The organism is Geomonas azotofigens (assembly GCF_018919395.1).
GTDB classification, from domain to species: Bacteria; Desulfobacterota; Desulfuromonadia; order Geobacterales; family Geobacteraceae; genus Geomonas; species Geomonas azotofigens.
Genome location: NZ_JAHLME010000002.1, coordinates 104,498 through 129,184, shown reverse-complemented (window position 1 = coordinate 129,184; position 24,687 = coordinate 104,498). Strand labels below are relative to the sequence as shown.

At 64.0% G+C, this 24,687-nt stretch carries 24 protein-coding genes; 17 read left to right on the top strand and 7 right to left on the bottom strand.

Annotation, left to right across the window (positions count from 1 at the left end):
• Positions 1 to 37: 37 nt before the first annotated feature.
• The 6 genes from KOL99_RS05640 to KOL99_RS05615 all read left to right on the top strand — a co-directional run bounded on the left by KOL99_RS05640 (position 38) and on the right by KOL99_RS05615 (position 3,028).
• Positions 38 to 685 carry a lysophospholipid acyltransferase family protein gene (locus KOL99_RS05640; RefSeq protein ID WP_216509509.1) on the top strand — a complete coding sequence of 216 codons (648 nt, stop codon included), beginning with the start codon at positions 38 to 40 and terminating at the stop codon, positions 683 to 685.
• The gene (gene rnhA, locus KOL99_RS05635) at positions 675 to 1,121 is read left to right on the top strand and encodes a ribonuclease HI (RefSeq protein ID WP_407931851.1); all 447 of its coding nucleotides are present in this window, start codon (positions 675 to 677) and stop codon (positions 1,119 to 1,121) included. Before KOL99_RS05640 ends, rnhA begins: the two co-directional genes overlap by 11 nt.
• Positions 1,122 to 1,149: 28 nt before the next feature.
• Positions 1,150 to 1,464, top strand: coding sequence for an HNH endonuclease (locus tag KOL99_RS05630; RefSeq protein ID WP_216509507.1), 315 nt, complete (start codon positions 1,150 to 1,152; stop codon positions 1,462 to 1,464).
• Positions 1,465 to 1,485: 21 nt separating this feature from the next.
• Positions 1,486 to 2,106 carry an HAD family hydrolase gene (locus KOL99_RS05625; protein ID WP_216509506.1) on the top strand — a complete coding sequence of 207 codons (621 nt, stop codon included), beginning with the start codon at positions 1,486 to 1,488 and terminating at the stop codon, positions 2,104 to 2,106.
• A gap of 18 nt (positions 2,107 to 2,124) precedes the next feature.
• The gene (locus KOL99_RS05620; RefSeq protein WP_216509505.1) at positions 2,125 to 2,577 is read left to right on the top strand and encodes a hypothetical protein; all 453 of its coding nucleotides are present in this window, start codon (positions 2,125 to 2,127) and stop codon (positions 2,575 to 2,577) included.
• A 70-nt stretch (positions 2,578 to 2,647) separates the two neighbouring features.
• Positions 2,648 to 3,028, top strand: coding sequence for a VOC family protein (locus KOL99_RS05615; protein ID WP_216509504.1), 381 nt, complete (start codon positions 2,648 to 2,650; stop codon positions 3,026 to 3,028).
• 206 nt (positions 3,029 to 3,234) lie between these two features.
• Here KOL99_RS05615 and pfkA read toward each other — a convergent pair whose 3' ends face one another.
• The 3 genes from pfkA to KOL99_RS05600 form a co-directional block, all read right to left on the bottom strand.
• On the bottom strand, positions 3,235 to 4,194 hold the full coding sequence (gene pfkA, locus KOL99_RS05610; protein WP_216509503.1) for a 6-phosphofructokinase: 960 nt from the start codon (positions 4,192 to 4,194) through the stop codon (positions 3,235 to 3,237).
• A gap of 99 nt (positions 4,195 to 4,293) precedes the next feature.
• The gene (locus KOL99_RS05605) at positions 4,294 to 5,562 is read right to left on the bottom strand and encodes a replication-associated recombination protein A (RefSeq protein ID WP_236025835.1); all 1,269 of its coding nucleotides are present in this window, start codon (positions 5,560 to 5,562) and stop codon (positions 4,294 to 4,296) included.
• 51 nt (positions 5,563 to 5,613) lie between these two features.
• Entirely contained in the window at positions 5,614 to 8,109 is a 2,496-nt protein-coding gene (locus KOL99_RS05600) for a glycogen/starch/alpha-glucan phosphorylase (protein ID WP_216509501.1), read from the bottom strand.
• A 138-nt stretch (positions 8,110 to 8,247) separates the two neighbouring features.
• On the opposite strand from KOL99_RS05600, the gene KOL99_RS05595 reads away from it, so the two are divergent.
• The 4 genes from KOL99_RS05595 (at position 8,248) to KOL99_RS05580 (ending at position 12,689) form a co-directional block, all read left to right on the top strand.
• Positions 8,248 to 9,114, top strand: coding sequence for an NAD(+)/NADH kinase (locus KOL99_RS05595; protein ID WP_216509500.1), 867 nt, complete (start codon positions 8,248 to 8,250; stop codon positions 9,112 to 9,114).
• Complete coding sequence (gene recN, locus KOL99_RS05590; protein WP_216509499.1) at positions 9,115 to 10,776, top strand: DNA repair protein RecN; 1,662 nt, start codon at positions 9,115 to 9,117, stop codon at positions 10,774 to 10,776. It begins immediately after the preceding gene.
• Entirely contained in the window at positions 10,773 to 11,222 is a 450-nt protein-coding gene (locus KOL99_RS05585) for an N-acetyltransferase (protein WP_216509498.1), read from the top strand. Before recN ends, KOL99_RS05585 begins: the two co-directional genes overlap by 4 nt.
• A 126-nt stretch (positions 11,223 to 11,348) precedes the next feature.
• Positions 11,349 to 12,689 (top strand): TldD/PmbA family protein, encoded by a 1,341-nt coding sequence (locus tag KOL99_RS05580; protein WP_216509497.1) that lies wholly within the window; start codon positions 11,349 to 11,351, stop codon positions 12,687 to 12,689.
• Between the two features lie 42 nt (positions 12,690 to 12,731).
• Here the strand turns inward: KOL99_RS05580 and KOL99_RS05575 are convergent, their stop codons facing one another.
• The 4 genes from KOL99_RS05575 to KOL99_RS05560 form a co-directional block, all read right to left on the bottom strand.
• Positions 12,732 to 13,016, bottom strand: coding sequence for an ArsR/SmtB family transcription factor (locus tag KOL99_RS05575; protein ID WP_216509496.1), 285 nt, complete (start codon positions 13,014 to 13,016; stop codon positions 12,732 to 12,734).
• A 63-nt stretch (positions 13,017 to 13,079) separates the two neighbouring features.
• Complete coding sequence (locus tag KOL99_RS05570) at positions 13,080 to 14,066, bottom strand: ABC transporter ATP-binding protein (protein WP_216509495.1); 987 nt, start codon at positions 14,064 to 14,066, stop codon at positions 13,080 to 13,082.
• On the bottom strand, positions 14,063 to 15,025 hold the full coding sequence (locus KOL99_RS05565; protein ID WP_216509494.1) for an ABC transporter ATP-binding protein: 963 nt from the start codon (positions 15,023 to 15,025) through the stop codon (positions 14,063 to 14,065). The genes KOL99_RS05570 and KOL99_RS05565 overlap by 4 nt, the downstream gene beginning before the upstream one ends.
• 91 nt (positions 15,026 to 15,116) lie before the next feature.
• Positions 15,117 to 17,228, bottom strand: coding sequence for an HD domain-containing phosphohydrolase (locus tag KOL99_RS05560; protein ID WP_216509493.1), 2,112 nt, complete (start codon positions 17,226 to 17,228; stop codon positions 15,117 to 15,119).
• Between the two features lie 341 nt (positions 17,229 to 17,569).
• On the opposite strand from KOL99_RS05560, the gene KOL99_RS05555 reads away from it, so the two are divergent.
• The 7 genes from KOL99_RS05555 (at position 17,570) to KOL99_RS05525 (ending at position 24,537) form a co-directional block, all read left to right on the top strand.
• Positions 17,570 to 18,679, top strand: coding sequence for a SpoIID/LytB domain-containing protein (locus KOL99_RS05555; RefSeq protein WP_216509492.1), 1,110 nt, complete (start codon positions 17,570 to 17,572; stop codon positions 18,677 to 18,679).
• Between the two features lies 1 nt (position 18,680).
• The gene (gene queA / locus KOL99_RS05550) at positions 18,681 to 19,706 is read left to right on the top strand and encodes a tRNA preQ1(34) S-adenosylmethionine ribosyltransferase-isomerase QueA (protein ID WP_216509491.1); all 1,026 of its coding nucleotides are present in this window, start codon (positions 18,681 to 18,683) and stop codon (positions 19,704 to 19,706) included.
• Positions 19,707 to 19,881: 175 nt separating this feature from the next.
• A complete protein-coding gene (gene tgt, locus KOL99_RS05545) occupies positions 19,882 to 21,009 on the top strand; it encodes a tRNA guanosine(34) transglycosylase Tgt (protein WP_216509490.1) in 1,128 nt (375 codons plus the stop codon).
• Positions 21,010 to 21,070: 61 nt separating this feature from the next.
• Positions 21,071 to 21,397, top strand: a complete 327-nt coding sequence (gene yajC, locus KOL99_RS05540; protein ID WP_183347036.1) for a preprotein translocase subunit YajC — start codon at positions 21,071 to 21,073, stop codon at positions 21,395 to 21,397.
• Positions 21,398 to 21,433: 36 nt separating this feature from the next.
• A complete protein-coding gene (secD, locus tag KOL99_RS05535; protein WP_216509489.1) occupies positions 21,434 to 23,032 on the top strand; it encodes a protein translocase subunit SecD in 1,599 nt (532 codons plus the stop codon).
• Between the two features lie 11 nt (positions 23,033 to 23,043).
• On the top strand, positions 23,044 to 23,952 hold the full coding sequence (gene secF, locus KOL99_RS05530; RefSeq protein WP_216509488.1) for a protein translocase subunit SecF: 909 nt from the start codon (positions 23,044 to 23,046) through the stop codon (positions 23,950 to 23,952).
• Positions 23,953 to 23,961: 9 nt separating this feature from the next.
• Positions 23,962 to 24,537: a tetratricopeptide repeat protein gene (locus KOL99_RS05525; protein ID WP_216509487.1), complete on the top strand. Its 576-nt coding sequence runs from the start codon at positions 23,962 to 23,964 to the stop codon at positions 24,535 to 24,537.
• The last annotated feature ends 150 nt before the right edge of the window (positions 24,538 to 24,687 follow it).

Sequence of the window (24,687 nt, the reverse complement as noted above, 5' to 3'; positions counted from 1 at the left end):
CTTCCAGTAAAATCCACGTAATGAAGAGGTTTTCTTCTTGAAGGTTTCACTGCTACGTCGCTTCTGGGTTACGTTCTCCATCTGGGTAATCGGCAGCTACGCCTCCTTACTGAACCGGTTCCGCGTCGAGGGAGCCCAGCACATCCCCGCCAACGGGGGGGTCCTGATCGCCTCCAACCACATCTCCGCCTACGACACGGTTTTTCTCCCCTGGGCCGTCATCCGCGAACATCCGCTGCAGATGCTCTGGGCTCCCGCCAAGGAGGAGCTCTTCGCCGGGTTCATGGGGCTCGTCTACCGCTCCTGGGGGGCCTTCCCGGTCCGGCGCGGCCGCGACGTGCGCGCTGGGAAGCAGATCAACGCCCTTTTGGCCGACCAGAAGGTGATGCTTTTTCCGGAGGGGACCCGGCACAAGGACGGCGTGCTCGGCAAGGGGAACCGCGGCGTGGGCAAGATCATCTACGACACGCGGCCGCACGTGATCCCGACGGCGCTGATCGGCATCAACCGCTGGAAATTTCCCGGCGTGGGGCTCGAGGGGGGGGTGGTTTTCGGAGCTCCCCTCGATTTCAGCGACCTGTACCAACTCGAGGACTGCAAGGAGACCCACCAGTTGATCGTCGATCGTGTCATGGATGCCATCGCCTCGCTCTTGCAGCAGGGGGGAGGTCCGCATGCGGGTTGAGATCTTCTGCGACGGCGCCTGCAGCGGCAACCCGGGGGTCGGCGGCTGGGGGAGCATCCTGCGCTACGGCGACAAGGTGAAGGAACTTTCCGGCGCCGAGGGTGAGACCACCAACAACCGGATGGAGATGAGCGCCGCCATCCAGGCGCTGGAGGCTCTGACCCGTCCCTGCGAGGTGGTGGTCACCACGGATTCACAGTACCTTGCCAAGGGGATGACCGAGTGGCTTCCCGGCTGGGTCAAAAGAGGGTGGGTGAACTCCAAGAAGGAGCCGGTGCTGAACCGCGACCTCTGGGAGAAGCTCCTGGCCCTCGCCAAGACGCACCGGATCACCTGGGTCTGGGTGCGCGGCCACAACGGCCATGTGGAAAACGAGCGTTGCGACGAACTGGCGCGGGCTGCCATCGACAGCTACCGTGCCGGCGCGGGCAGGTGAGGGGGGCAGTCCCCGATACGAGGATGTAGTGGATTACTTTATCATCGAGGTCTCCGAGGAGGAGGTCAGGCGCGAGCGTGAGAAGGCGCGCGAACTGCGGCGCGGCCAGTGGTGGAAAAACCGGGTGGCCAAAGGGGTCTGCCACTGGTGCCAGGGGAAATTCCCCCCCGGGGAGCTTTCCATGGACCACATCGTTCCGGTCATTCGCGGCGGCAAGTCCGCCAAGGGGAACGTGGTCCCCTGCTGCAAGGAATGCAACAACAAGAAGAAGCACATGCTCCCCATCGAGTGGCAGGAATACCTGGACGGCATGGGGCGTGACGGCGGCGCCGAGCCCAGCTGAGGCCGCCGCGGAGATAAAGTTTTGAGCCAGAAAATCAAGGCGGTCATTTACGACTGCGACGGCGTGCTGTTCGATTCCTTCGAGGCGAACTACGCCTTTTATCACCTGGTGCTGGATCGCTTCGGCAAGCCCGCGCTCGATCGCGGCGACCTCGATACCATGCGCATCCTGCATACCTACTGCAACAAGGACGTGCTCGAATACCTGTTCGCCGGCGACAGCCGCATGGACGAGGTGCGCGCCTTTTCCGCCAGCATCGATTACCGCAAGCTCTTTCCGCTCATGGTCATGGAGCAGGGGCTGCGCGAGACCCTGGACGCCTTGAAGGGGCGGGTGGAGCTGGCGGTCTGCACCAACCGCGCGAGCTCGATGGATATCCTGCTCGAGTCCTTCGGGCTGGACGGCTACTTCAGCTGCGTCATGACCGCCGGGCGCGTCAAGAACCCCAAGCCGCACCCCGAGCCGCTCTTCAAGGTGCTGGAGCACTATGGCCTCGCGCCCGAGGAGGCCCTCTTCGTCGGGGACTCGGACGTCGACCGCCGCGCCGCCGAGGGGGCCGGCGTCCCCTTCGTGGCCTACCGGGGCGAGCTCGAGGCCGCCGCGAGGATAGATAGACACCAGGATCTGCTGTTACTGCTTTAGACACCGGAGGGTTGATCGATGGAGCCTGTGCCGCAGGAAGATGCAGAAAAGCTGTTCAGCCGCGCCCTCGCCGCCTTTTCCGCCGGTGAATACCAGGCGGCCCTGGCCCAGCTGGAGCGGGCTCTGAAGCTGGAAGACAACCCTTTGCTCTACTCCTACCTCGGCTTGTGCATCGCCAAGGAGCGGGGGCAGGTGAAAAAGGGAGCCGAGCTCTGCCAGGCTTCCCTCGATCTCGAGCCGGAGAACCCGGCGCATTACCTGAACCTGGCCCGGGTGCACCAGGTCGCCCGTGACAAGTGCCAGGCCCTGGACGTCCTCAGGAAGGGGATGGCGGTCGGCGGCAGCGAAGAGATCGTGGCCCTGCTGGCCGTCCTCGGCACCCGGAAGCCCCCGCCACTCCCTTTCCTGTCCCGCGACCACTTCCTGAACAAGTGGCTCGGCATCGGGCTCTCTCGCCTTGGCCTGCGCTAGGGCGCAAAAGTTTCGATCGGTAGTATACTTTTCCTCGTTTGCCGATCCGAAGCGCGAGGGGGGGTGCCAGATGACCGATCGATTCAGGGAGCAGGGTGCTTTTAGCTGGTTCGAACTGACCACGGAAGACGTAGCCGCGGCACAGTCCTTCTACGGCAGATTGTTCGGCTGGAGTACGGAGCGCTGGGACGGGGAAGGGGACTACACCCTGATCAAGGTCGGCGGCAAGGAGGTCGCGGGGATGGCGCCTGCGGGACCGGGGCACCGCAAGCCGTTGGGGTGGGGAGTGTACGTGACGGTCACCGACGTGGACCAGACCGCCGCCAAGGCCGAGGAGCTGGGCGGCAAGGTGCTGGTTCCCCCCACCGATATCCCGCGTGTCGGTCGTTTCTGCGTGCTCCAGGATCCCCAGGGAGCCGTGCTGACCGCGATCACCTACTGCCGCCCGTAAAGGCGACCACCACGAAGATAAGAGGCCGCGCCCGGAATTTCCGGTGCGCGGCCTTTTCTTTTTCATCTTCCGCCAGTCCCCTCTCCCCCTGGGAGAGGGTGCCCGATGGGCTGGTGAGGGATGGTCTAGGCCGGCTGCTTCCCTCACCCTGACCCTCTCCCCAGGGGGGGAGGGGGGTATGGACACGGGCCGATACCCCGCTTGGTCTAGATCCCTAAAATCATGGAGAGGTCGTGCAGCTGGTCCTGCTGCGTCTTCTCGCTGACCACCACCGTCTCCAGCGGGGTAGAGCAGATGTCGCCGCAGCAAAGCCCGACCATCTTGCCCTTTTCCCCGGCGAGCAGCTGCTCGACGGCGGCATGGCCGAAGCGGCTCCCCAGCAGCCGGTCGAAGACCGAGGGCGCGCCGCCGCGCTGGTAGTGCCCGAGGACGGTCACGCGGGTCTCGAAGCCGATGGCGTCCTTGATGTTGTCGGCGATGTTCTGGGCGCGGCCGGCCCCTTCGGCCAGGATGATGATGGCGTTGCTGCGCCCCTCCTCGTAGCGTTTCCTGAGCTGGTTGCAGAGGTCGGCTATGTCGCACTCAACCTCGGGGATGATGGCGTACTCGGCGCCGGTGGCGATGGCGCTCATGCTGGCCAGGTACCCCGAGTTCCTTCCCATCACCTCGATGACGAAGGCGCGGTCGTGCGAGCTGGCCGTGTCCTTGATGCAGTCGACCGCATAGATGATGTTGTTCAAGGCGGTGTCGACGCCGAGGGCCATGTCGGTGTAGGCGATGTCGTTGTCGATGCTGGCGGGAATCCCCATTACCGGCACTCCCATGCGGTGCAGGGCGAGCGCGCCGTTCAAGGAACCGTCCCCGCCGATCACCACAAGCCCCTCGACCCCGAGGTCCTGCAGGTGCCGCACCGCCTTCTCCCGGCCGAGCACGGTGCGGAACTCCTCGCTCCTGGCCGACTGCAGGAAGGTGCCGCCGCGGTGCAGGATACCGGCCACTTCCCTCGTGGTCATCTCCAGCAGGTCCCCCTTCAAAAGCCCCGCGTACCCCTTCCTGAAACCGACCACCTGCACGCCATGCCCGAGCGCGGTGCGGGTCGCGCTCCTGATCGCCGCGTTCATGCCGGAGCAGTCTCCGCCGCTGGTGAGAATCCCGATCTTCTTCATGCTCTGACTCCGCTGGAGGTTGTACCGCCCATGCCGCCCGCGCCCCTGGCGCAAGGCAAGCTTGAATATATCATGGGGTATTGCATTTTCAACAACGCCTTAACGCTCGGGATCATTCGCCTTTTCCCGCTGCCCACGGATCCAGGCCATGCGCTCGCGGATACTTTTTTCGTAGCCGCTCTCTTTTGGGGCGTAGAAACGCCGGCCCGAGAGCTGCTCGGGGAGGAACCCCTGTGTCACGATGCCGTCCTTGTAGTCGTGGGGGTAGAGGTACCCCTTGCCGTAGCCCAGCCCCTTCATGAGCTTGGTCGGAGCGTTCCTGATCTGCATCGGCACCGGGAGCCCTCCCGACTTCCTCACCTCGGCCATGGCGTCGTTGATCCCCATGTAGCTCGCGTTGGACTTGGGCGCGGTGGCGAGGTAGGTGACCGCCTGCCCCAGGATGATCCTTCCCTCCGGCATCCCGACCAGGCGGAAGGCCTCCAGGGCGGAGACCGCCATCTGCAGCCCGCGCGGGTCGGCGTTGCCCACGTCCTCGGAGGCGAAGATGACCATGCGGCGCAGGATGAAGATCGGGTCCTCGCCCGCTTCCAGCATGCGCGCGAGCCAATAGAGCGCCGCGTCGGGGTCGGAGCCCCGCATGGACTTTATGAAGGCGGAGATGACGTTGTAGTGCTCCTCGCCACCCTTGTCGTAGAGCAGGGGCTTCTTCTGGGTCGCCTCGCGGGCGGTTTCCAGGGAGATGTCCCCTTCCCGCGCCAGGCGGGCGGCCGTCTCCAGGGTGTTGAGCGCGATGCGCGCGTCGCCGCCGGCCTGCTCGGCCATGAAGGAGAGGGCGTCCTCCGACGCGGTGAGCTCGAACTCGCCGAGCCCACGCTCCCAGTCGGTCAGGGCGTTCACCAGGATCTGCCGGATGTCCTCGTCGGCGAGCGGGTTCAAGACCAGCACCTTGCAGCGCGACAACAGCGGCGCGATCACCTCGAAGGAGGGATTCTCCGTCGTGGCGCCGATCATGGTGAAGGTGCCGCGCTCGACGTAGGGGAGGAAGGCGTCCTGCTGGCTCTTGTTGAAGCGGTGGATCTCGTCCACGAAAAGGATGGTCCGCTTCCCCTGGAACTTCAGGATGTCCTCGGCTTCCTTCACCACCTCGCGGATCTCCTTGATGCCGCTCATGATGGCCGAGAAGAAGATGAAGTGGCTCTTGGTGGCGCCCGCGATGATGCGGGCCAGGGTGGTCTTGCCGGAGCCCGGGGGGCCCCAGAAGATGAGAGAGGTGACCCGGTCGGTTTCGATCAGGCTTCTCAGGAGCTTTCCTTCGCCAAGAAGGTGCCCCTGTCCCAGGTACTCGGAGATGGTGCGGGGCCGCATGCGTTCTGCAAGCGGCGCGAATCGTTCGTCAGTTCCGTTGAAAAGATCCAATCAATGCCTCTGTAGTTCCACGGCCCCCGGGAGGATGTCGACCGGCTTGATGCCCCAGATTTCGCGGGCGTACTGGTCGATGGTCCTGTCGCTGGAGAACTTGCCCATGCCGGCGCAGTTGAGTATCGCGCGGCGCGCCCACTCGTCGGGCTGCTTGAACAGTTCGGCGACCTGTCCCTGGCAGGCGACATAGGATGCGTAGTCGGCAAGGAGCATGTAGTGGTCGCCCAGGTTCAAAAGCGAGTCGGTGAGCGGGGTGAATAGTTCGGGAGCCCAGGGGGAGAAGAAGCCGGAGGCTATCATGTCCAGTACCCGCTTGAGTTCCCGGTTGCCGTTGTAGTATTCCCGCGGGTTGTAGCCGCGCGTACGCAGCTGCGACACCTCGGCCGCGGTCATGCCGAAGATGAAGATGTTGTCGCGCCCGACCTCCTCCATGATCTCGATGTTGGCGCCGTCGAGGGTGCCGATGGTGAGGGCGCCGTTTAGGGCGAACTTCATGTTGCCGGTGCCGGAAGCCTCGGTGCCGGCGGTCGAGATCTGCTCGGAGAGGTCGGAGGCGGGGAAGATCTTCTCCGCCAGCGACACGCTGTAGTTGGCCAGGAAGACCACCTTGATCCGCCCCGCCACGTCCGGGTCCTGGTTCACCACCGCGGCCACGGCGTTGATGAGCCGGATGATCAGCTTGGCGGCAGCGTAGGCGGGCGCCGCCTTGCCGGCGAAGATGAAGGTGCGCGGCACCACGCGGGCGGCGGGGTTGTCCTTGATCCGGTTGAAGAGCGTGATGATGTGCAGGACGTTCAACAGCTGCCGCTTGTACTCGTGCAGCCGTTTCACCTGCACGTCGAAGAGCGAGTCGGGGTCGACGTCGATGTCGTTGTGCTGCTTGATGTAGCGGCACAGTCCCTCCTTGTTGCTCTTTTTCACCTGGCGCCAGCGCCCGAGGAACTCCGGGTCGCCCGCGATGGCGGAGAGCTTCTCCAGCTCGAAGAGGTTCCTGGTCCAGCCGCCGCCGATGTACTCGTCGATCAGGGCGGAGAGCGTGGGGTTGGACATCTTGAGCCAGCGCCTCTGGGTGATGCCGTTGGTCTTGTTGTTGAAGCGCTCGGGATACATCTCGTAGAAGTCGCGGAACAGCTCGTTCTTGAGGATCTCGGTGTGCAGCGCGGCGACGCCGTTCACCGAGTGGCTCCCCACGATGGCGAGGTGCGCCATGCGGATCTTTCTTTCCCAGTGCTCCTCCACGATCGACATCCTGGCCGGGCGCTCGGGCTCGTCGGGGAACCGCTCCCGGATCTCCTTCAGGAAGCGCTCGTTGATCTCGTAGATGATCTGCAGGTGCCTGGGCAGGATCTGCTCGAAGAACCAGACCGGCCACTGCTCCAGCGCCTCGGGGAGGATGGTGTGGTTGGTGTAGGCGAAGGTCTTCTTGGTGATGTCCCAGGCCTCCTCCCAGTCGACCCCCTCCACGTCCATGAGGACGCGCATCAGTTCGGGAATCGCGAGGGTGGGGTGGGTGTCGTTCAGCTGAATGGCCACCTTGTCGGGCAGAAGCCGCATGTCCTGGTGCTTCTTCTTGAAGCGGTAGATGACGTCGTGCACGGTGGCCGAGGCGAGGAAGTATTCCTGCTTGAAGCGGAGCTCCTTCCCCTCCACCACGTTGTCGGCGGGGTAGAGCACCTTGGAGATGGTCTCCGACTGCATCTTCTTTTCCACCGCGCGGATGTAGTTCCCCTCGTTGAAGAACTTCAGGTCGAACTCGCGGCTGGACTTGGCGCTCCAGAGCCTCAACGTGTTGACACTGTGGGTCTGGTAGCCCGGGATCGGCGTGTCGTAGGCCATGGCCATGACGTCGTCGGTGTCGATCCACTCGCGCACGAGCTTGCCGTTTTGGTCGACGGTGGAGATGACTCGCCCGTAGAACTTCACCGTGTGCAGGTGTTCCTGCCGGTCCAGTTCCCAAGGGTTGCGGTAACGCAGCCAGTTGTCGGGAATCTCCAGCTGGGCGCCATCCACGATGTGCTGGCGGAAGATGCCGTATTCGTAGCGGATGCCGTAGCCGTAGGCGGGGATGGACATGGTGGCCATGGAGTCGAGGAAGCAGGCGGCGAGCCGCCCGAGACCGCCGTTGCCGAGTCCCGCGTCCTGCTCCTCGTTGACGATCTGGTCGAAGTCGTTGCCAAGCGAGGTGATGGCGTCCTTGAAGTCCTCCCAAAGCCCCAGGTTGATGAGGCTGTTGGAAAGGGTCCGGCCCATCAGGAACTCCATCGACATGTAGTAGACTCTCTTGTTGTCGGAGTTATAGTAGGCCTGCTGCGTGTCGAGCCAGCGCTCAACGAGGTGATCGCGGACGGCATAGGCGAGGGCGTTGAACCTGTCATAAGCGGTAGCCGAGTATTTATCTTTTCCCAGTGTGTATTCGAGATGTTCGAGAAAGGACTTGATAATGAGCATTTGCTTGTCAAGTTCTTCGTTCATGCCGATCTGCTCTTCAGTCATGAGTCACCCTGCATCTGCACGTAGTTATTGTGGGAAAGGTCTCTGCGGGACTACTCGGGGTGCGCCAGTTTTCCGTTGGACATGATACACCAACTGTGCTAGTAAATCCTAGATTACAGTACAAGTAAAGGGCTCGTGATGAAAAAAATCGCCATTTTCGCGAAAGTGCACGATCCGCGCTGCCTGGGGGTCGCCGAGGAGCTGATCGAGTGGCTGGCGACGCGCGGTGTGACCGCCCACGTCGAGGAGCACCTCTCCCGGAGGCTCAGGCGCACCACGCTCGCCGAGAGTGCGGAAAGCTCCGAGATCTCGCGCGACGCCGACCTGGTCGTGGTGCTCGGCGGCGATGGCACCCTGATCGCGGCCGCCCGCCTGATCGGCGAGCAGGACGTCCCGATCCTGGCGGTCAACCTGGGGAGCCTCGGTTTTCTCACCGAGATCACCCTGGACGAGCTCTACCCGTCGATGGAGCGCTGCCTGGCCGGCGACTTCGAGGTGACCGAGCGCATGATGCTCCTGGCGAGCGTCGAGCGCGCCGGCGAGGTGGTCGAGCTGCATCGCGTGCTCAACGACGTGGTCATCAACAAGGGGGCCCTGGCCAGGATCATCGACATGGAGACCTCGGTGACTGGGCGCTACCTGACCACCTTCAAGGCCGACGGCCTGATCATATCGACCCCGACCGGTTCGACCGGCTACTCGCTTTCCGCGAACGGCCCGATCCTGCACCCCGAGCTTGAGTGCATCTCGATCACTCCCATCTGCCCGCACACGCTCACCAACCGCCCGCTGGTGGTGGACGCCGCCGCGCAGATCGCCATCAAGCTGAACTACGCCCCGGACGAGTCCGTGTTCCTCACCCTGGACGGGCAGGTGGGGATGAAGCTCCTCTCCGGCGACGTGGTGCAGATCCGGAAGGCCCCCCACGTGACCCGCCTGATCCAGTCCCGCAGCAAGGACTACTTCGAGGTGCTCCGCACCAAGCTCAAATGGGGTGAACGCTAAGTGCTCAGAGAGCTGCAGATAACCAACCTCGCCATCATCGACAAGCTGCACGTGGAGTTCAGTCCCGGGCTCAACATCCTGACCGGCGAGACCGGCGCGGGGAAGTCGATCATCATCGACGCGGTCAACCTGATCCTCGGTGGACGCGGCAGCGCCGACCTGATCCGCTCCGGCGCCAAGGAGGCCTCGGTGGAGGCGCTCTTCGACCTCTCCGGGCGCGAGGCGCTGCTGGGTGCGCTCGCCGAGGCCGGAATCGAGTGCGACGGTGAACTGCTGGTGCGGCGCGTGGTCGCTCCAGGCGGCAAGAGCCGCGTCTTCATCGGCGGGGGGCTCGCCACCACGTCGCTCCTCGCCGAGATCTGCCGCAACCTGATCAACATCTACGGCCAGCACGACGCGCAGAGCCTTTTGAAAACCGAGCAGCACCTGCTTCTTCTGGACGGGTACTCAGGCGCCCTTTCCCTGCGCGCCGCGTTCGGCGCCTGCTACGAGGAGTGCCAGGCCGCGAAACATGAGCTGCAGGCGCTCGAGGCTGGGGAGCGCGAGGCGGCCCGAAGGCTCGACCTGCTGGCCTTCCAGAGTAACGAGATCGCCGAGGCGAAGCTCGCCCCCGGTGAAGAGGAGGAACTGGCCGAGGAGCGTGCCCGGCTCGCACACAGCGAGAAGCTGATGGGCGCATCCCAGGGCGCCTTCGACGCCCTCTACGGCGGCGACGCGCCGATCCTCGGCAACCTCTCCGGTATCATCGCCGGGGTCGCCGACGCCGGGCGCATCGACCCGGCGCTTGCCCCGGTCACCGAGTCGCTCCAGGCCGCCTACGCCCAGCTCGAGGACGCCTCGCTCACCCTGCGGGACTACGCCGCCAGGGTCGAGTCGGACCCGGCCCGGCTGGAGGAGATCGAGGACCGGCTCGACGCCATCGGCCGCCTCAAGAAGAAGTACGGCGCCAGTATCGAGGAGATCCTCGACTACCAGCGCCAGGTGGACCAGGAACTGTCGGTGCTCTCAAACCTGGAGGGGGCGCGCGGCGAACTGCAGGCGCGCATCGCGCAACTGGAGCGGGAACTGGCCGTTCTGGGCGCCAAGCTCAGCGCGGCGCGTGAGGACGGCGCCAAGAGGCTCAAACAGGGGATGGAGCGCGAGCTGGCCGAGTTGGCCATGAAACACGCCGTCTTCGAGACCTCCTTCGAGAAGAGCGCCGAGGCGAGGAGCTACGGCTTCGAGCGTGCCGAATTCCTCTTCTCCCCGAATCCCGGCGAGCCTCCCAAGCCGCTGGCCAAGATCGCCTCCGGCGGCGAGCTCTCCAGGCTCATGCTGGCCTTGAAGCAGCTTCATCCCGATTCCGAGGTTCCCACCCTCATCTTCGACGAGGTGGACACCGGCATCGGCGGTGCGACCTCGGCCCTGGTGGGCGAGAAGCTGAAGCGGGTGGCCCGCGAGCAGCAGGTGCTGGCCATCACCCATCTGCCCCAGGTGGCCGCCTTCGCCGACCGGCACCTGAAGGTCGAGAAGAAGGTCGCCGACGGACGTACCGCCACCGGCGTGGAACTCCTGGAAGGGGAGGAGCGGGTGGCCGAGGTGGCGCGCATGCTTTCCGGCGCGCGCGTGACCGAAAAGACCCTGGAACACGCCAGGGAGTTGATTCAGGAGGCAGTCAGATGATCAGAAAGGCCAGGATTGGCGACGTAAAGGACATTCAGAAACTTTTGACCAACTTCGCGAGCCGCGGCGAGATGCTCTCCCGCTCGCTTTCCGAGCTGTACGAGGCGTTACGCGACTTCTATGTTTTCGAGGAGGACGGGCAGTTGCTCGGCACCTCCGCGCTGCACATCGTCTGGGAGGACCTGGCCGAGGTACGTTCGGTCGCGGTCGCCGAGAGCGTCGGGCGGCGCGGCATCGGCAGCCAGGTGGTGGGGGCCTGCATTGAGGAGGCGCGTGCCCTGGGGCTCAAGAAGCTTTTCTGCCTCACCTACAAGCCCGACTTCTTCGCCAAGTTCGGCTTCAAGATCGCCGACAAGTCCGAGTTGCCGCACAAGGTCTGGGGGGACTGCATCAAGTGCGTCAAGTTCCCCGACTGCGACGAGATCGCCATGATTCTGGAGCTGTAGGGGCGAATAATCATTCGCCCCCCTTCCTGGCGCCTCCACCTCTCTTGCCATCGGCACCGGTCGGGGCGCCGGCGGTTGGGCAAGTAATTACTTGCCCCTACAGCACCCAAAATTTTCGAGGCACCAATGGATCTGACACGACACGCGGACGCGGTTGAGCGCCTGCTCAAGGGGAGGCGGATCGACGGCTACGAGATCGCCGTCGCCGGCTCGCGCGACCTCGCCATAGAGGTGAAACAGGGAACGGTGGACGCCTTCCGCGTGGCGGAACCCTTCGGGGTATCGCTGCGGCTGCTGGCCGGCCACGGCATGGGTTTCTCCTACTCGACCGCCCTCGACGACGCCTCCCTGGAACGCATGGTGGAGGGGGCGCTGGTCGCGGCCCAGATGCAAAGCCCCGACGAACACCACACCTTCGCCGAACCCTGCGCCTCCTACCCCGATACCCCCTGGCTCTTCGATCCCTCGCTTCCCGCCGTCGACGAGTCGCTCAAGGTCGCCCGCGTTATGGAGCTGGAGCGCCTCGTGCTCGACGTCGATCCCCGGGTCAAGCGGGTGCGCAAATGCAGCTACGGCGAGTCGGTCTACCATTCCCTGGTCCGCAATTCCCTCGGCCTCAACGCCGCCTACAGCGGTACCTACAACAGCTGCAGCGTCTCGGCCGTGGCGGAGTCCGACGGCGACGCCCAGACCGGCTGGGATTTCGCCTTCTCCCCCTCCTTCGCGGGCATCGACCTGGCGACGGTGGCGGTCGGGGCGGGGCGCAAGGCGACCGGCCTTCTCGGCGCGCGCACGCTTGCCACCATGCGTTGCCAGGCGGTACTGGACAACCGCGTGGCAGCGGACCTGCTCGACGTGCTGGCCGGCTCCTTCCTCGCCGAGAACGTGCACAAGGGGAAGTCGCTTCTGGCCGGCAGGGTAGGGGAGCGGCTCTTCCCGGACCTCGTCTCGGTCCGCGACAACGGCCTTCTCCCCGACGGCATGGGAAGCGCCCCCTGCGACGGCGAGGGGGTGCCGCAGCGGGACACCCCGCTGGTGGTGGCGGGCGTATTGCGGGGCTACCTGTACGACAGCTACTGGGGCGGGCGCCTCGGCGCGCGCTCGACGGGCAACGCCGTACGCGCCGGCATCAAGTCCGCCCCGAAGGTCGGCATTCACAACCTCCACGTCGAGCCTGGCGCTGCGGATCTCGCGACGCTGCTGGCGGGGGTGCGTAACGGGGTGTTCATCACCGAGGTGATGGGGATGCACACCGCCAACGCGATCTCGGGTGACTTCTCGGTTGGTGCTGCCGGCTTTTACGTGGAGGATGGAGAGGTCAGGTACCCGGTCAAGGGGCTCGCCCTGGCGGGAAACCTGCTGGAATTGTTCGGAAGGGTGGACCTGGTGGGAAACGACCTGCGTTTCTTCGGCTCGACGGGATCCCCCTCGTTGAGGATCGCCGAGCTCGACGTCAGCGGAACCTAGGACCGCCCCGGGCGGGTGCGGTCCCTCAACCTGCCGCTTCTTTTAGGACTCCGCGTCCAGAATCTCGATCAGCCTGCGCACGAACGGGCTCACCACGGCGTAGTGCACCTCGACCCCGTCGCGGGTCCCCTCGATGATCCCCTTGTTCTTCAACAGCGCCAGGTGCTGCGACACGGTCGCCTGCGGCAGCCCCAGGCACTCCCAGATGTGCTTCACGTTGCACTCCTGCGTGCAAAGCCCTGCCACTATCTTCAGGCGGATCGGGTGCCCGAGCACCTTCAGCATTTCCGCTTCTTTTCCGTAATCTTTGGTCTTGTCAAATGCCAACTTGGTATCCTCCGGTTTGGGCTAAAGATAATCTATATATGCTAATAGCAATTGTCAACTGAATTACTTTGCTTCCTTGAGGAAGATTTCCTCGCTGAAGTGGCAGGCCGCCCGCTGTCCCGGCACTTTTTCCAGGAGTTCCGGCCGTTTCTCGCCGCACACCGGCCGGGCGTACGGGCAGCGCGGGTGGAAGGGGCATCCGCTGGGGGGCGAGACCGGCGAGGGGAGCTCCCCCTTGGCGATCACGTGCCGGGTCCTCTTCTTCGGGTCGATGCTCGGGATCGCCGAGAGCAGCGCCTCCGTATAGGGGTGCAGGGGGCGGTTCAGCACCTGGTCCCGGCTGCCGGTTTCCACGATGCGACCAAGGTACATGATCGCCACCCGGTCGCTCAGGTGTCGCAGCACCGAGAGGTCGTGGGTGATGAACAGGAAGGAGAGTCCCAGGTCCTTTTTCACGTCCTGCAGCAGGTTGATGATCTGGGCCTGGATGGAGAGGTCGAGCGCGGACACCGGCTCGTCGGCGATGATGAGCCTCGGGGAGACGGCCAGGGCGCGCGCGATGCCGATACGCTGGCGCTGACCGCCGGAGAACTCGTGCGGGAAGCGCATCATGTGCTCGGGGGAGAGTCCCACCCGCCGGAGCAGCTCCGCCACCTTGTCGCGCCGCCCGTCGCCGTCGCCGATGCGATGGATCTCCAGGGGCTCGCCCACGATCTCCGCGACCCGCATGCGCGGGTTCAGCGAGGAGAAGGGGTCCTGGAACACCATCTGCACCTCTTTGCGGTACTGGGCCAGCTCGGCCTTGCTCATGCGCGCCAACTCGCGCCCCTCGTACTTGATGCTCCCCGAGGTGGGCGGGATGAGCCCGGTCAAAAGCCTCGCCACCGTCGACTTGCCGCAGCCGGACTCGCCGGCCAGTCCCAGCGTCTCGCCCGGGTGGAGCTCGAGGTCGACGCCGGCCACGGCGGTGAGGATCCGCTTCTCGGCGAACATTCCACCCCGGACCGGGTACTGCTTAACCAGGTTTTCGGCGGTCAGAAGCGGCATCATGGTACCTTCCGGCAGCGCACCAGGTGCCCCGGCGCCGCCTCGCTCATTTCAATGGTTTCCCTGCCGCAGGCGTCGTCGCCGATCGGGCAGCGCTCCCTGAAGGGGCAGCCGGCCAGGTCGCCGCGCAGGTCGGGGACCCCTCCCGCGAAGGTGGCGAGCTTCTCCCCGGGCGTTCCGAACTCCGGCAGCGAGGCGAGGAGCCCCCTGGTGTAGGGGTGCAAGGGGGTGGCGAACAGCTCGGCGGTGGGCGCGCTCTCCACGATCTCCCCGGCGTACATGATGGCGGTCCGGTGGGCGCGCTCGGCCACGATGCCGAGGTTGTGGGTGATGAGGATGAGACCCATGCGCTTTTGCGCCATGAGCCGGTCCAAAAGTTCCAATATCTGCGCCTGGATGGTCACGTCGAGCGCCGTGGTCGGCTCGTCCGCGATGACCAGTTCCGGGGAGCAGGCGAGCGCCATGGCGATCATGACGCGCTGGCGCATGCCGCCGGAGAGCTGGTGCGGGTAGTCCCGGACCCGGTCCTTGGCCGCGGGAATGCCTACCTGGGTCAAGAGTTCGACCGCCTCGCGCGCGGCCGCCTCGCCGCTTAAGCCGCGGTGGATCCTGAGTCCCTCGGCCACCTGGTAGCCGACGGTGAAGACCGGGTTCAGCGAGGTCATCGGGTCCTGGAACACCATGGCGATCCGGTTCCCCCTGATCTCGCGCATGCGCTCCTCGGAGAGCGCGAGCAGGTCCTCCCCCTTGAAGCGGATGGAACCGGCGACGATGCGTCCCGGCGGCGGTACCAGTCGCAACACGGAGGCCGCGGTGATGCTCTTGCCGCAGCCCGACTCGCCCACGAGGGCCAGCGTCTCGCCCGCCTCGACGGTGAGGTCTACACCGCGCACGGCCTTGAGCACGCCGGTTTTCAGGCGGAACTCGGTGCGCAGTCCTGTGATTTCTAGAAGTGCCGGCACTGGTGCTCCCGGTGCCCCTGGGGGCACAAAAAGGGCGCGGACCGGCTCTGCCGGCCGCGCTGCAAAGGTTTAACTTATACCATTATTCGGATTACTGGGCAATGCAGGAGTGAGGCGTGCTACCGGGCTTGGGCTGGGGGGGCACCACGTGCAGCCCCGGGTACTCCTCGCGCTGCGGCAGGAAATTGGGCGTCTTCAGGAGCTTGATGAAAATGGGGACCAGCTCCGGGTCGAACTGGGTTCCGGCGTTCTCGGCGAGCTCCTGGATGGCGACCTCGAGCTTGAGCGCCTTGCGGTAGGGGCGGTCCGAGGTCATGGCGTCGAAGCTGTCCGCGATGGCCAGGATGCGGGACTCCAAAAGCAGCTCCTGCCCGGTCAGGCGGTTGGGGTAGCCCTTGCCGTCGTAGCGCTCGTGGTGCTGGCCGATGCACAGGCGCACGTCGTGCAGGAACTCGATCGGCTCCAGGATTTTCATGCCGATGGTGGGGTGCTGCTGCAGCTCGGCGACGTCAGCGTTGGTGAGCGTCTCCTCCTTGTGCAACAGGGAGAGGTCGATGCCGATCTTGCCGATGTCGTGCAGGATGGCGGCCCGCTCGATCACCTTGAGGCGGTTGGCGGGAAGCTCGAGCTTGCGGGCCAGGGCCAGCGAGAAGCGGGTAACTCGCTCGGAGTGGCCGCGGGTGTAGCTGTCGGAAGCCTCGATGGCGGAGACCAGCGCCTGGATGGTGTTCAGGTAGGTCTTTTGCTGCTCGTCGTAGAGCATGGCGTTCTTGATGGCGATGGAGGCCTGGGCCGCGATGGTGGAAAGAAGCTCCAGTTCCTCGTGGTTGTAGACCGTGTTGTTCTGCTTGTTGACCACGGTCAGCGTGCCGATGATCTCGTCCTTCACCATGAGCGGGGCACAGATCAGGGTCCTTCTCTCGAAGCCCAGGGGGCTCACCCGGTCGAACTCGGGGGTCTGGGCGATGTCGGTGATGAGGAGCGGCTTGCTGTTCTGGATCACCCAGCTGGAAACGCTGGAGGGTTTCATGGGGACGCGCAGGTACTGCGGGTTGGGATCGCGGTAGCCGACCAGGTTGGTGATGCGCAGTTCGCCGTGCTCGGCGTCGTAGAGGACCACGTAGCCGACCTGGGCCTGCAGCGTGTCCATGGTGGTCTTCACCACCAGCTGGTACAGGTCCTCCACCTCGATGGTGGAGTTGATGGCCAGCCCCAGGCGGTACAGGGTGGAGAGTTTCGCCACCGCCTTCTCGAGGTTGGTGTTCTTGTCCTCGAGTTCGCCGGCCAGGTCGGCGATCTTGTAGTTCGCCTCCTCGATCTCCTCGATGCGCTCCTCGAGGGTGACGTTCAGGTTCTCGATCTCGCGGATCTGCTCCTCGAGCCGGCCGTTCATCAGGTGGGTCTCGCGGTGGTGGGCCAATTTTTCCTGGGCGCGCGCCAGTTCCCGCTCGTGATGTACGGTGGATTCCATGAGGTTGGCGATGGTGCCGACCATGTGGTTGAAGCTGTTGCCCAGCGAGTGCATCTCCTGGCTGGAGGTGAGGCTGATCTCCTGGTCGAATTCGCCGCGCTCCACCTTTTCCATGCAGCGCATCAGCGTGCGGATCGGGCGCTCGACGTAGATCACCAGGAAGATGAAGATGGTCGCAACGGTGAGTAGCACCAGGGCGATGGCGGAGACGATGGCGAGCTCGCGCTCACGGGAGATGAAACTGTTCATGTACCCCAGGGAGAGCTTGATCTCCAGGAGCCCCAGGGTTTCCTTGCTGGCGGGGTGGCACTTGTAGCACTGCGGCGCGTTGAAGATACGCGCGTAGGAGAGGAAGACCCCTTCTTCCGGAAGCAGGGAAAGGTTGCGGTTGGGAAGCTTCTGCCGCCCGAGTGCCGGGATCCTGTTGCCGATCTCGTCGCGGTCGGCGGAATTGAGGATTTTACCTTCGGAGTCCACGATCCTGATGGACTTGACGAACTCGCGGGATTTGATCCTGGCGAAGATGCTGGCGACCTCGTCGGAACGGCCGGAAAGCATGGCGTTGGCGACGGAGCTCTTGATGGTCTCGATCAAGACCGACGTGTTCCTGTTGGCAATCTCGTGCAGCATTTCCTTCTGCTGACGGTAATTGTGGTAGGCGACGGTGGAGATGACGACGACCAGTATCGCGGCGACCAGGGTGAGGATCTTGGTTTTAAGGGAGTTGCACATACAGCTCCGTACGGTGGTGCAGATCACGCTAAATGGCTATGTCCTACAGCGATATAGCCTTTTTTTGTACTTCTGGCAACACTTATTTGGGATTTTCAGCTCCGCGTCGCTGCCGCCAAACCATCTGATCTCGACATCTTAGCTTCACCGGTGTCTCGGATCCCCTCCGGATCGCGCCGTCCGGGACCCTTGTTTAATGAGAAACCAAGCAAATCGCTTGCCAATTGTGTAGCTGAGCCGGCTCTGATTAGAACGACAAAATTATTGACTTTGCGGGCGGTTCCATGGTTTATATCTAGGGCTTTTACGGGGACGGTTAAACCCATGTGTATACGGAATTGATGAGCTGCTTCAGGACGTTGATCATAGTAATCATCTGCCTCGCCGCCGGAGGGAGTGCCGCGGCGATGCGACCGGAGATGGTGCGGGTGGCCCTGTTCAAGGGTGCCGAGACCCTCAGGATCGACGGCGACGGCGTGCTCCTGACCGACGGCCGCGGGGAACCGCTCCGGGTGGAGATGCCGCTTGAGGTGCGTCGCTCCGGAAGCGGGCTCAGCGTTAACGGCAAGAGCGTGAACCGGCTGGTCGCCTCAGCGTTCTCGCGCATCTCGGTGAACGGCAAGGGGTATCGCGCCCTGGTCGAGGTGTCCGCCGCCGACAAGGGGCTCCTGGTGGTGAACGAACTGCCGCTCGAGGAGTACCTGGTCGGCCTGATCAACTGCGAGATCAGCTCCGCCTGGCCCATCGAGGCCATCAAGGCCCAGGCCGTCATCGCGCGCTCGTACGCCGTCTACCAGATGCAGGCCCGCCGCGGCCAGAGCTACCAGCTCGAGTCGAGCGTGATGGACCAGGTCTACGAGGGGGCGGATGTCGAGGACAGCCGCGCCGCCTACGGGGTCCGGGAGACCGCCGGAGAGGTCCTTACCTACGACGGCAAGACCATCCAGGCCTTCTACCATTCCAACTGCGCCGGGCACACCGAGTCCTCCAAGAACGTGTGGGGGCTCTCCATCCCGTACCTCCAGGGCGTTCCCTGCCGCTACTGCGGCGAGTCCAACCCCATCAGATGGGAGCTGAACCTCCCCATGAGAAAGGCGGAGGCCTCGCTGCGGGGCGCCGGCTTCCAGGTGGCGGGACTCAGGGAACTGCGGGTGCGCGGCAGGAACCAAAGCGGCAGGGTGCAGGACGTGGTCGCCGAATGCTCCAGGGGGAGCGTGGTCATCCCGGCGGTGGCCTTCAGGAAGGCGCTGGGGTACGGCACCGTGAAGAGCACCAACTTCGAGCTGCGCGGCGGCCGCGACGAGGTGCAGGTGGTGGGGACCGGTTCCGGTCACGGCGTCGGCCTGTGCCAGTGGGGCGCCAAGGGGCGCGCCAACGAAGGGTTCGACTACCGCGAAATACTTTCTTACTACTATCCCGGCGTCAGGCTCTCCGGCGGGTACGGACGATAGCATGCGCCTTTCCGATTTCGATTACGAACTCCCGCCGGAGCTGATCGCCCAGCACCCGGCAAGCCGCAGGGACGCCTCCCGGCTGTTGACCCTGGAGCGCGCCACCGGCGCGATCGGCGAGAGCACGGTGGCCGCCATCGCGGCGCAGTTTGGCCCCGGCGACCTCCTGGTGTTGAACGACACCCGCGTCATCCCGGCCCGGCTCAAGGGGCACAAGGAGAGCGGCGGCGCCGTCGAGGTATTCCTGGTGCGCCGCGTTCCCGGCGCGGACGAGGTGTGGAGCTGTCTGATCAAGGCCTCCAAGTCCCCCGGCGCCGGCACCCGCATCATCCTCCCCGGCGGGGTCACGGCGACCGTCGTCTCCCGGGATGCCGGCGAGTGGCGGGTCCGCTTCGAGGGGTGCGACGATTTCATGGCGTGGCTGGAAGGGGCGGGGAGCATGCCGCTTCCCCCGTACATAAAGCGCACCCCCGAAGGGGAGGACCTGGAGCGCTACCAGACCGTGTTTGCGCGCGAGAGAGGGGCCGTGGCCGCCCCGACCGCCGGACTGCACTTCACCCCGGAGATCCTGGCTGAGATCCGGGGTCGCGGCGTGGAGATCGCGCCGCTCACCCTGCACGTGGGGCTTGGGACCTTCATGCCGGTTCGTGTGGAGGACCTGTCCCAGCACACCATGCACCGGGAGCTGTACCGGATCCCGCACGACACCGCGGAGGCCATCCGCCGCACCAAGGCGTCCGGGGGGAGGGTGATCGCGCTCGGAACCACGTCGATGCGGGCCCTGGAGCATGCCGCCGCCTCCGGCGAGCTGGAGGCGGGGGAGCGCGAGGCGGACATCTTCATCCTGCCCGGATACCGGTTCCGGGTGGTTGATGCGTTGATAACGAATTTTCATCTCCCCAAATCGACACTATTTATGTTAGTGTGCGCTTTCGCCGGGAAGGAGTTGATGACCGAGGCCTACGCCGAAGCGGTAAGAAGGCGCTTCAGGTTCTTCAGCTACGGCGACGCGATGTTCATCGGCTGAGACGGAAGTATGTGGACGGGCGAAAGATTGTTCGCCCCTACCGTGAATCCCCGGTGCATAGGGGCGAAGAAGCCGTGTGTAGGGGCGAATAAATATTCGCCCAGCCGGCCTCGGCGCCAGGGAAGGCCTCGTGCCGACGTAACAGGATCATAAAAAGACGTAACAGGAACATTTATTGTCAGCCATATCGTTTGAACTCATCAAGAAAGACCCGGGCTGCGCGGCCCGTTTAGGCTCTCTGACAACCACGCACGGCAGGATCGAAACCCCGATATTCATGCCGGTCGGCACCCAGGCCACGGTGAAGGCGATGACCCCGGAGGAGCTGGTCGAGGTGGGGTCGCAGATCATCCTTGCCAACACCTACCACCTCTACCTGCGCCCCGGCCACGAGCTGGTCGGGCGGCTGGGGGGGCTGCACCGCTTCATGCACTGGGACCGCCCCATGCTGACCGACTCCGGCGGCTTCCAGGTCTTCTCGCTCGGCGAGCTCAGAAAGATCTCCGAGGAGGGGGTCAAGTTCCGCTCCCACATCGACGGCTCGCGGCACTTCATCTCCCCCGAGGTCTCCATCGCGATCCAGGAGGCGCTGGGCGCCGACATCGCCATGTGCTTCGACGAATGCCCCCCGTATCCGGCCGAACGCTCCTACGTGCAAAAGTCGCTGGAATTGACCACCCGCTGGGCCAAGCGCTGCAAGGACGCGCACAGCCGCCCCGACCAGGCGCTCTTCGGCATCGTGCAGGGGGGGATGCACCCGGACCTGCGGCGCGAGAGCGCGCGCCAGATCACCGACATCGGCTTCGACGGCTACGCGCTGGGCGGTCTCTCGGTGGGCGAGGAGAAGGAAGTCATGCACGGCATGATGCAGGAGTGCAGCGACATCCTCCCGGAGAACTCGCCGCGCTACATCATGGGGATCGGCGCTCCCGAGGACCTGGTCGAGGCGGTCTACAACGGCTTCGACATGTTCGACTGCGTCATGCCGACCAGGAACGCCCGAAACGGGGCACTCTTCACCAGTTTCGGCAGGATCAACATCAAGGCGGCCATCTACGCCGAGGACCAGGGTCCCATCGACCCCGCCTGCGACTGCTACGTCTGCCGCAACTATTCCAGGGCCTACCTGAGGCACCTGTACCGCAGCCAGGAGATCCTCGCCTCGCGGTTGAACAGCTGGCACAACCTGCACTTCTACCTGAACCTGATGAAGCGGGTGCGGGCGGCGATCGCCGAGGGCGAGTTCGTCAAGTTTCGGCGGGAATTCTACGCCGCGAGGCAGCCGGACCGTATGGCGAGTTGAGGCATTACCCGAAATTATCACTGTCAATAAGGGATGGAAATACAACCCAGGAGGTAACTAAATGTTAGGTTTGGCGTTTGCAATGGCTGCTCCCGCGCAGGGCGGCGCGCCGGCGGGCGGAGGGATGATGGCGCAGTTCCAGGGGCTTATCCCCCTGGTGTTCATGTTCGCCATCTTCTACTTTCTGCTCATCAGGCCGCAGCAGAAAAAGGCCAAGGAGCACAGGGCGCTTTTGGACGCGCTCAAGAAAGGCGACCAGGTCGTCACCGCCGGCGGCATGCACGGCAAGGTGACCGCGCTGGACGACCAGGTGGTAACCCTGGAAATCGCCCCCGGTGTCAACGTCAGGATCAACAAGGGGTACATTGCGTCTGTTAAGCAGGACTAGTGCATTGATCGAATTTTTCCGAAAGGAGCTTTTCCCATGAAGGGTTATACCTGGCGCATCTCTCTTATCCTCATTTTCATCATTGCCTCGTGCGTCTACCTGACGCCGACCTTGGTCGACACGCTCCCCAAATGGTGGAGCGGCCTGCTCCCCAAGGACAAGATCCACCTGGGTCTTGACCTGCAGGGGGGCACCCACCTGGTCATGGAGGTCGAGACCCAAAAGGCCGTGGAAGGGTCCCTGGACCTCATCGCCACCGACCTCGAGGACTCCCTGACCTCTCAGAACCTGCGCTTCAAGAAGATCGGGCGCCTGGGCGGCGACAAGGTGCAGCTCACCCTGTATGACCGCGGCTCCGCCGACAAGGTGCAGGCGCTGATCAAGAAGAAGTACCCCGACCTCGAGACCCTGCCGGTCTTCGACGAGGGTGGCTTCGTCAACATGCAGCTGCGCATCAACGAGAAAGAGGCCCAGGTCAGGAAGGACCGCGCCGTGGCGCAGGCCCTTGAGACCATCCGCAACAGGATTGACCAGTTCGGCGTCTCCGAGCCGGTGATCCAGCGCGAAGGTCTGAACAACATCGTCGTGCAGCTCCCCGGCATCAAGGATCCCAAGCGCGCCATCGAGCTGATCGGCAAGACCGCGCGTCTCGAGTTCAAGCTCGTGGACGAGACCGTGAACGCGGCCACCGCGGCCGCCGGCTCCCTTCCCGAGGACGACGAGCTCCTCTTCGAGAAGAGGACCGATCCCCAGACCGGCGCCGTCTCCGAGACCCCGCTGGTCGTGAAGAAGAAGGCCATCATCACCGGCGAGCTTTTGACCGACGCCCAGATCAGGATCGATTCGCAGTACAACCAGCCTTACGTAGCCATCGAGTTCAACTCCACCGGCGCGCGCCTGTTCGACCAGGTCACCGCCGCCAACGTGGGCAAGCGCTTCGCCATCGTGCTGGACAGCAACATCTACTCGGCACCGGTGATCCGCGAGAGGATCTCGGGCGGTTCCGCGCAGATCTCCGGTTCCTTCACCGAGAAGGAGGCCGCCGACCTCGCCATCGTGCTGCGCGCCGGTTCGCTTCCCGCTCCGGTCAAGATCCTGCAGAACGTCACCGTCGGTCCTTCCCTTGGTCGCGACTCCATCCACAAGGGGCTCATGGCCGGCCTGATCGGCGTCCTGCTCGTCGTCAGCTTCATGGCGCTGTACTACAAGCTCTCCGGCATGGTCGCCAACCTCGGTATGGTGCTGAACATCCTGTTCCTGATGGGCGCGCTTTCCGCGCTGGGGGCCACGCTGACCCTGCCGGGCATCGCCGCTATCGTTCTTTTGGTCGGTATGTCGGTCGACTCCAACGTCCTCATCTTCGAGAGGATCAGGGAGGAGCTGCGTCTGGGCAAGACGCCGCACGCGGCGCTCGACGCCGGCTACGACAAGGCGTTTCTCACCATCATGGACTCTCACGTGACCGCCCTGATCACCGCGGCGGTGCTGTTCCAGTTCGGCACCGGCCCGGTCAAGGGCTTCGCTGTCTCGCTGAGCCTCGGTATCATCATCAACCTGTTCACGTCGCTCGTCGCCACCAAGGTGCTCTTTGACGCCTTCCTCGACCGCGTCCACGTGAAGCGACTCAGCGTATAAGGGGGAGACCAATGGAACTTATCAAGAAGACCAACATAGATTTCATCGGGATGAGGAAGATCTCCTTCCTCGCCTCCGGCATCATGGCCATCATCGGCATCCTGGGCATCATCGCCATCGCCCGCGGCACCGCCAACATGGGTATCGACTTCTCCGGCGGCACCGAGATGCAGATCAAGTTTGCCCAGGCGGCAACCAGCCAGTCCATCCGCGACGCCCTCGCCAAGGCCGGCATCAAGGAGGTGGAACTGCAGGAGATCACCGGCGGTAACCAGGTGCTGGTGAAGATGCACAAGTCCACCGGCAAGTCCGCCGACCAGGTCGCCGACGCGCTCAAGGCCGGCATCCCGGGCAACACCTTCTCCGTGGAGAGCTCCACCGAGATCGGTCCCTCCATCGGCGAGAAGCTGAAGCAGGACACCCTGGTGGCCGTGGCGCTCTCCATGCTGGGGATCATCCTCTACATCGCCTGGCGCTTCGACTTCAAGTTCGGCGTGGGCGCGGTGGTGGCAACCATGCACGACGTGCTTGCCATGATCGCCGTGTTCTACGTGATGCACCGCGAGGTCAACATCCTCTTCATCACCGCGGTCCTCACCATCGCCGGCTACTCGCTCACCGATACCGTCGTCGTCTTCGACCGTATCCGCGAGAACATGCACAAGAGCCTCAAAGACCCGATGATCACCATCTTCAACAGGAGCATCAACGAGACCCTGTCTCGTACCATCATCACCTCGGTCACCACCTTCCTCGCCGCGGTCTCCCTGTTCCTCTTCGGCGGAGAGGTGATCCACGACTTCGCCTTCGCGCTGGTCGTGGGCGTCGTGGTGGCGACCTACTCTTCCATCTTCGTGGCGAGCCCCATCGTCGCGCTGTGGGAGAAGCACGCCGTCGAAACCAAGGCCGAAGCCGCCTAAGGAGGTTTTGTGAGCAAGGAGAACGTACTTACCATAGTGGTAGCGCTGATCGTGGGTCTCTTGGGTGGCTACCTGATCTTCAATATCGCCGGGCAGAACAAGGAACCCCAGGTCGCCATGAGCGTGCCGCAGGGTGCCGGTTCGCCGACCGATTACCAGCGGCGCATCGTCGAGGCCGAGAAGATCGTGGCGCAGGACCCCAAGAACCTGCAGGCCTGGATCCAGCTCGGCAACGACTACTTCGATACCGACCAGGCCCAGAAGGCGGTCAACGCCTACGGCAAAGCCCTGGAGCTCGATCCGAACAACCTCAACGTGATGACCGACCAGGGGATCATGTACCGGAAGATCGGCTGGTACGACAAGGCGATCGCCAACTTCGAGAAGGCGCAGTCGATCGACCCCAAGCACCTGCAAAGCCTCTACAACCTGGGTGTGGTCTACCTCCAGGATCTGAAGCAGCCGGACAAGGCCAAGGAGATCTGGACCAAGTACCTCCAGTTCGATTCGACCAGCCCCACGGCCCAGCAGATCAAGAACGACATGGCCGGCATGAACCAGATGCCGACATCGTTCAAGAAGTAACAGCACGGCAACAGCAACAGAAAAACCCGCTTCGGCGGGTTTTTTTTTGCTGGCTCATTGGAGAAGTAAGGTAACGGTGGCTGCAGTTTCCCGCCTTCGCCGACCGAAGCGCTGCGGCGCGCAGGCCCGTCAAGGGAGGGGGCGTTGGCT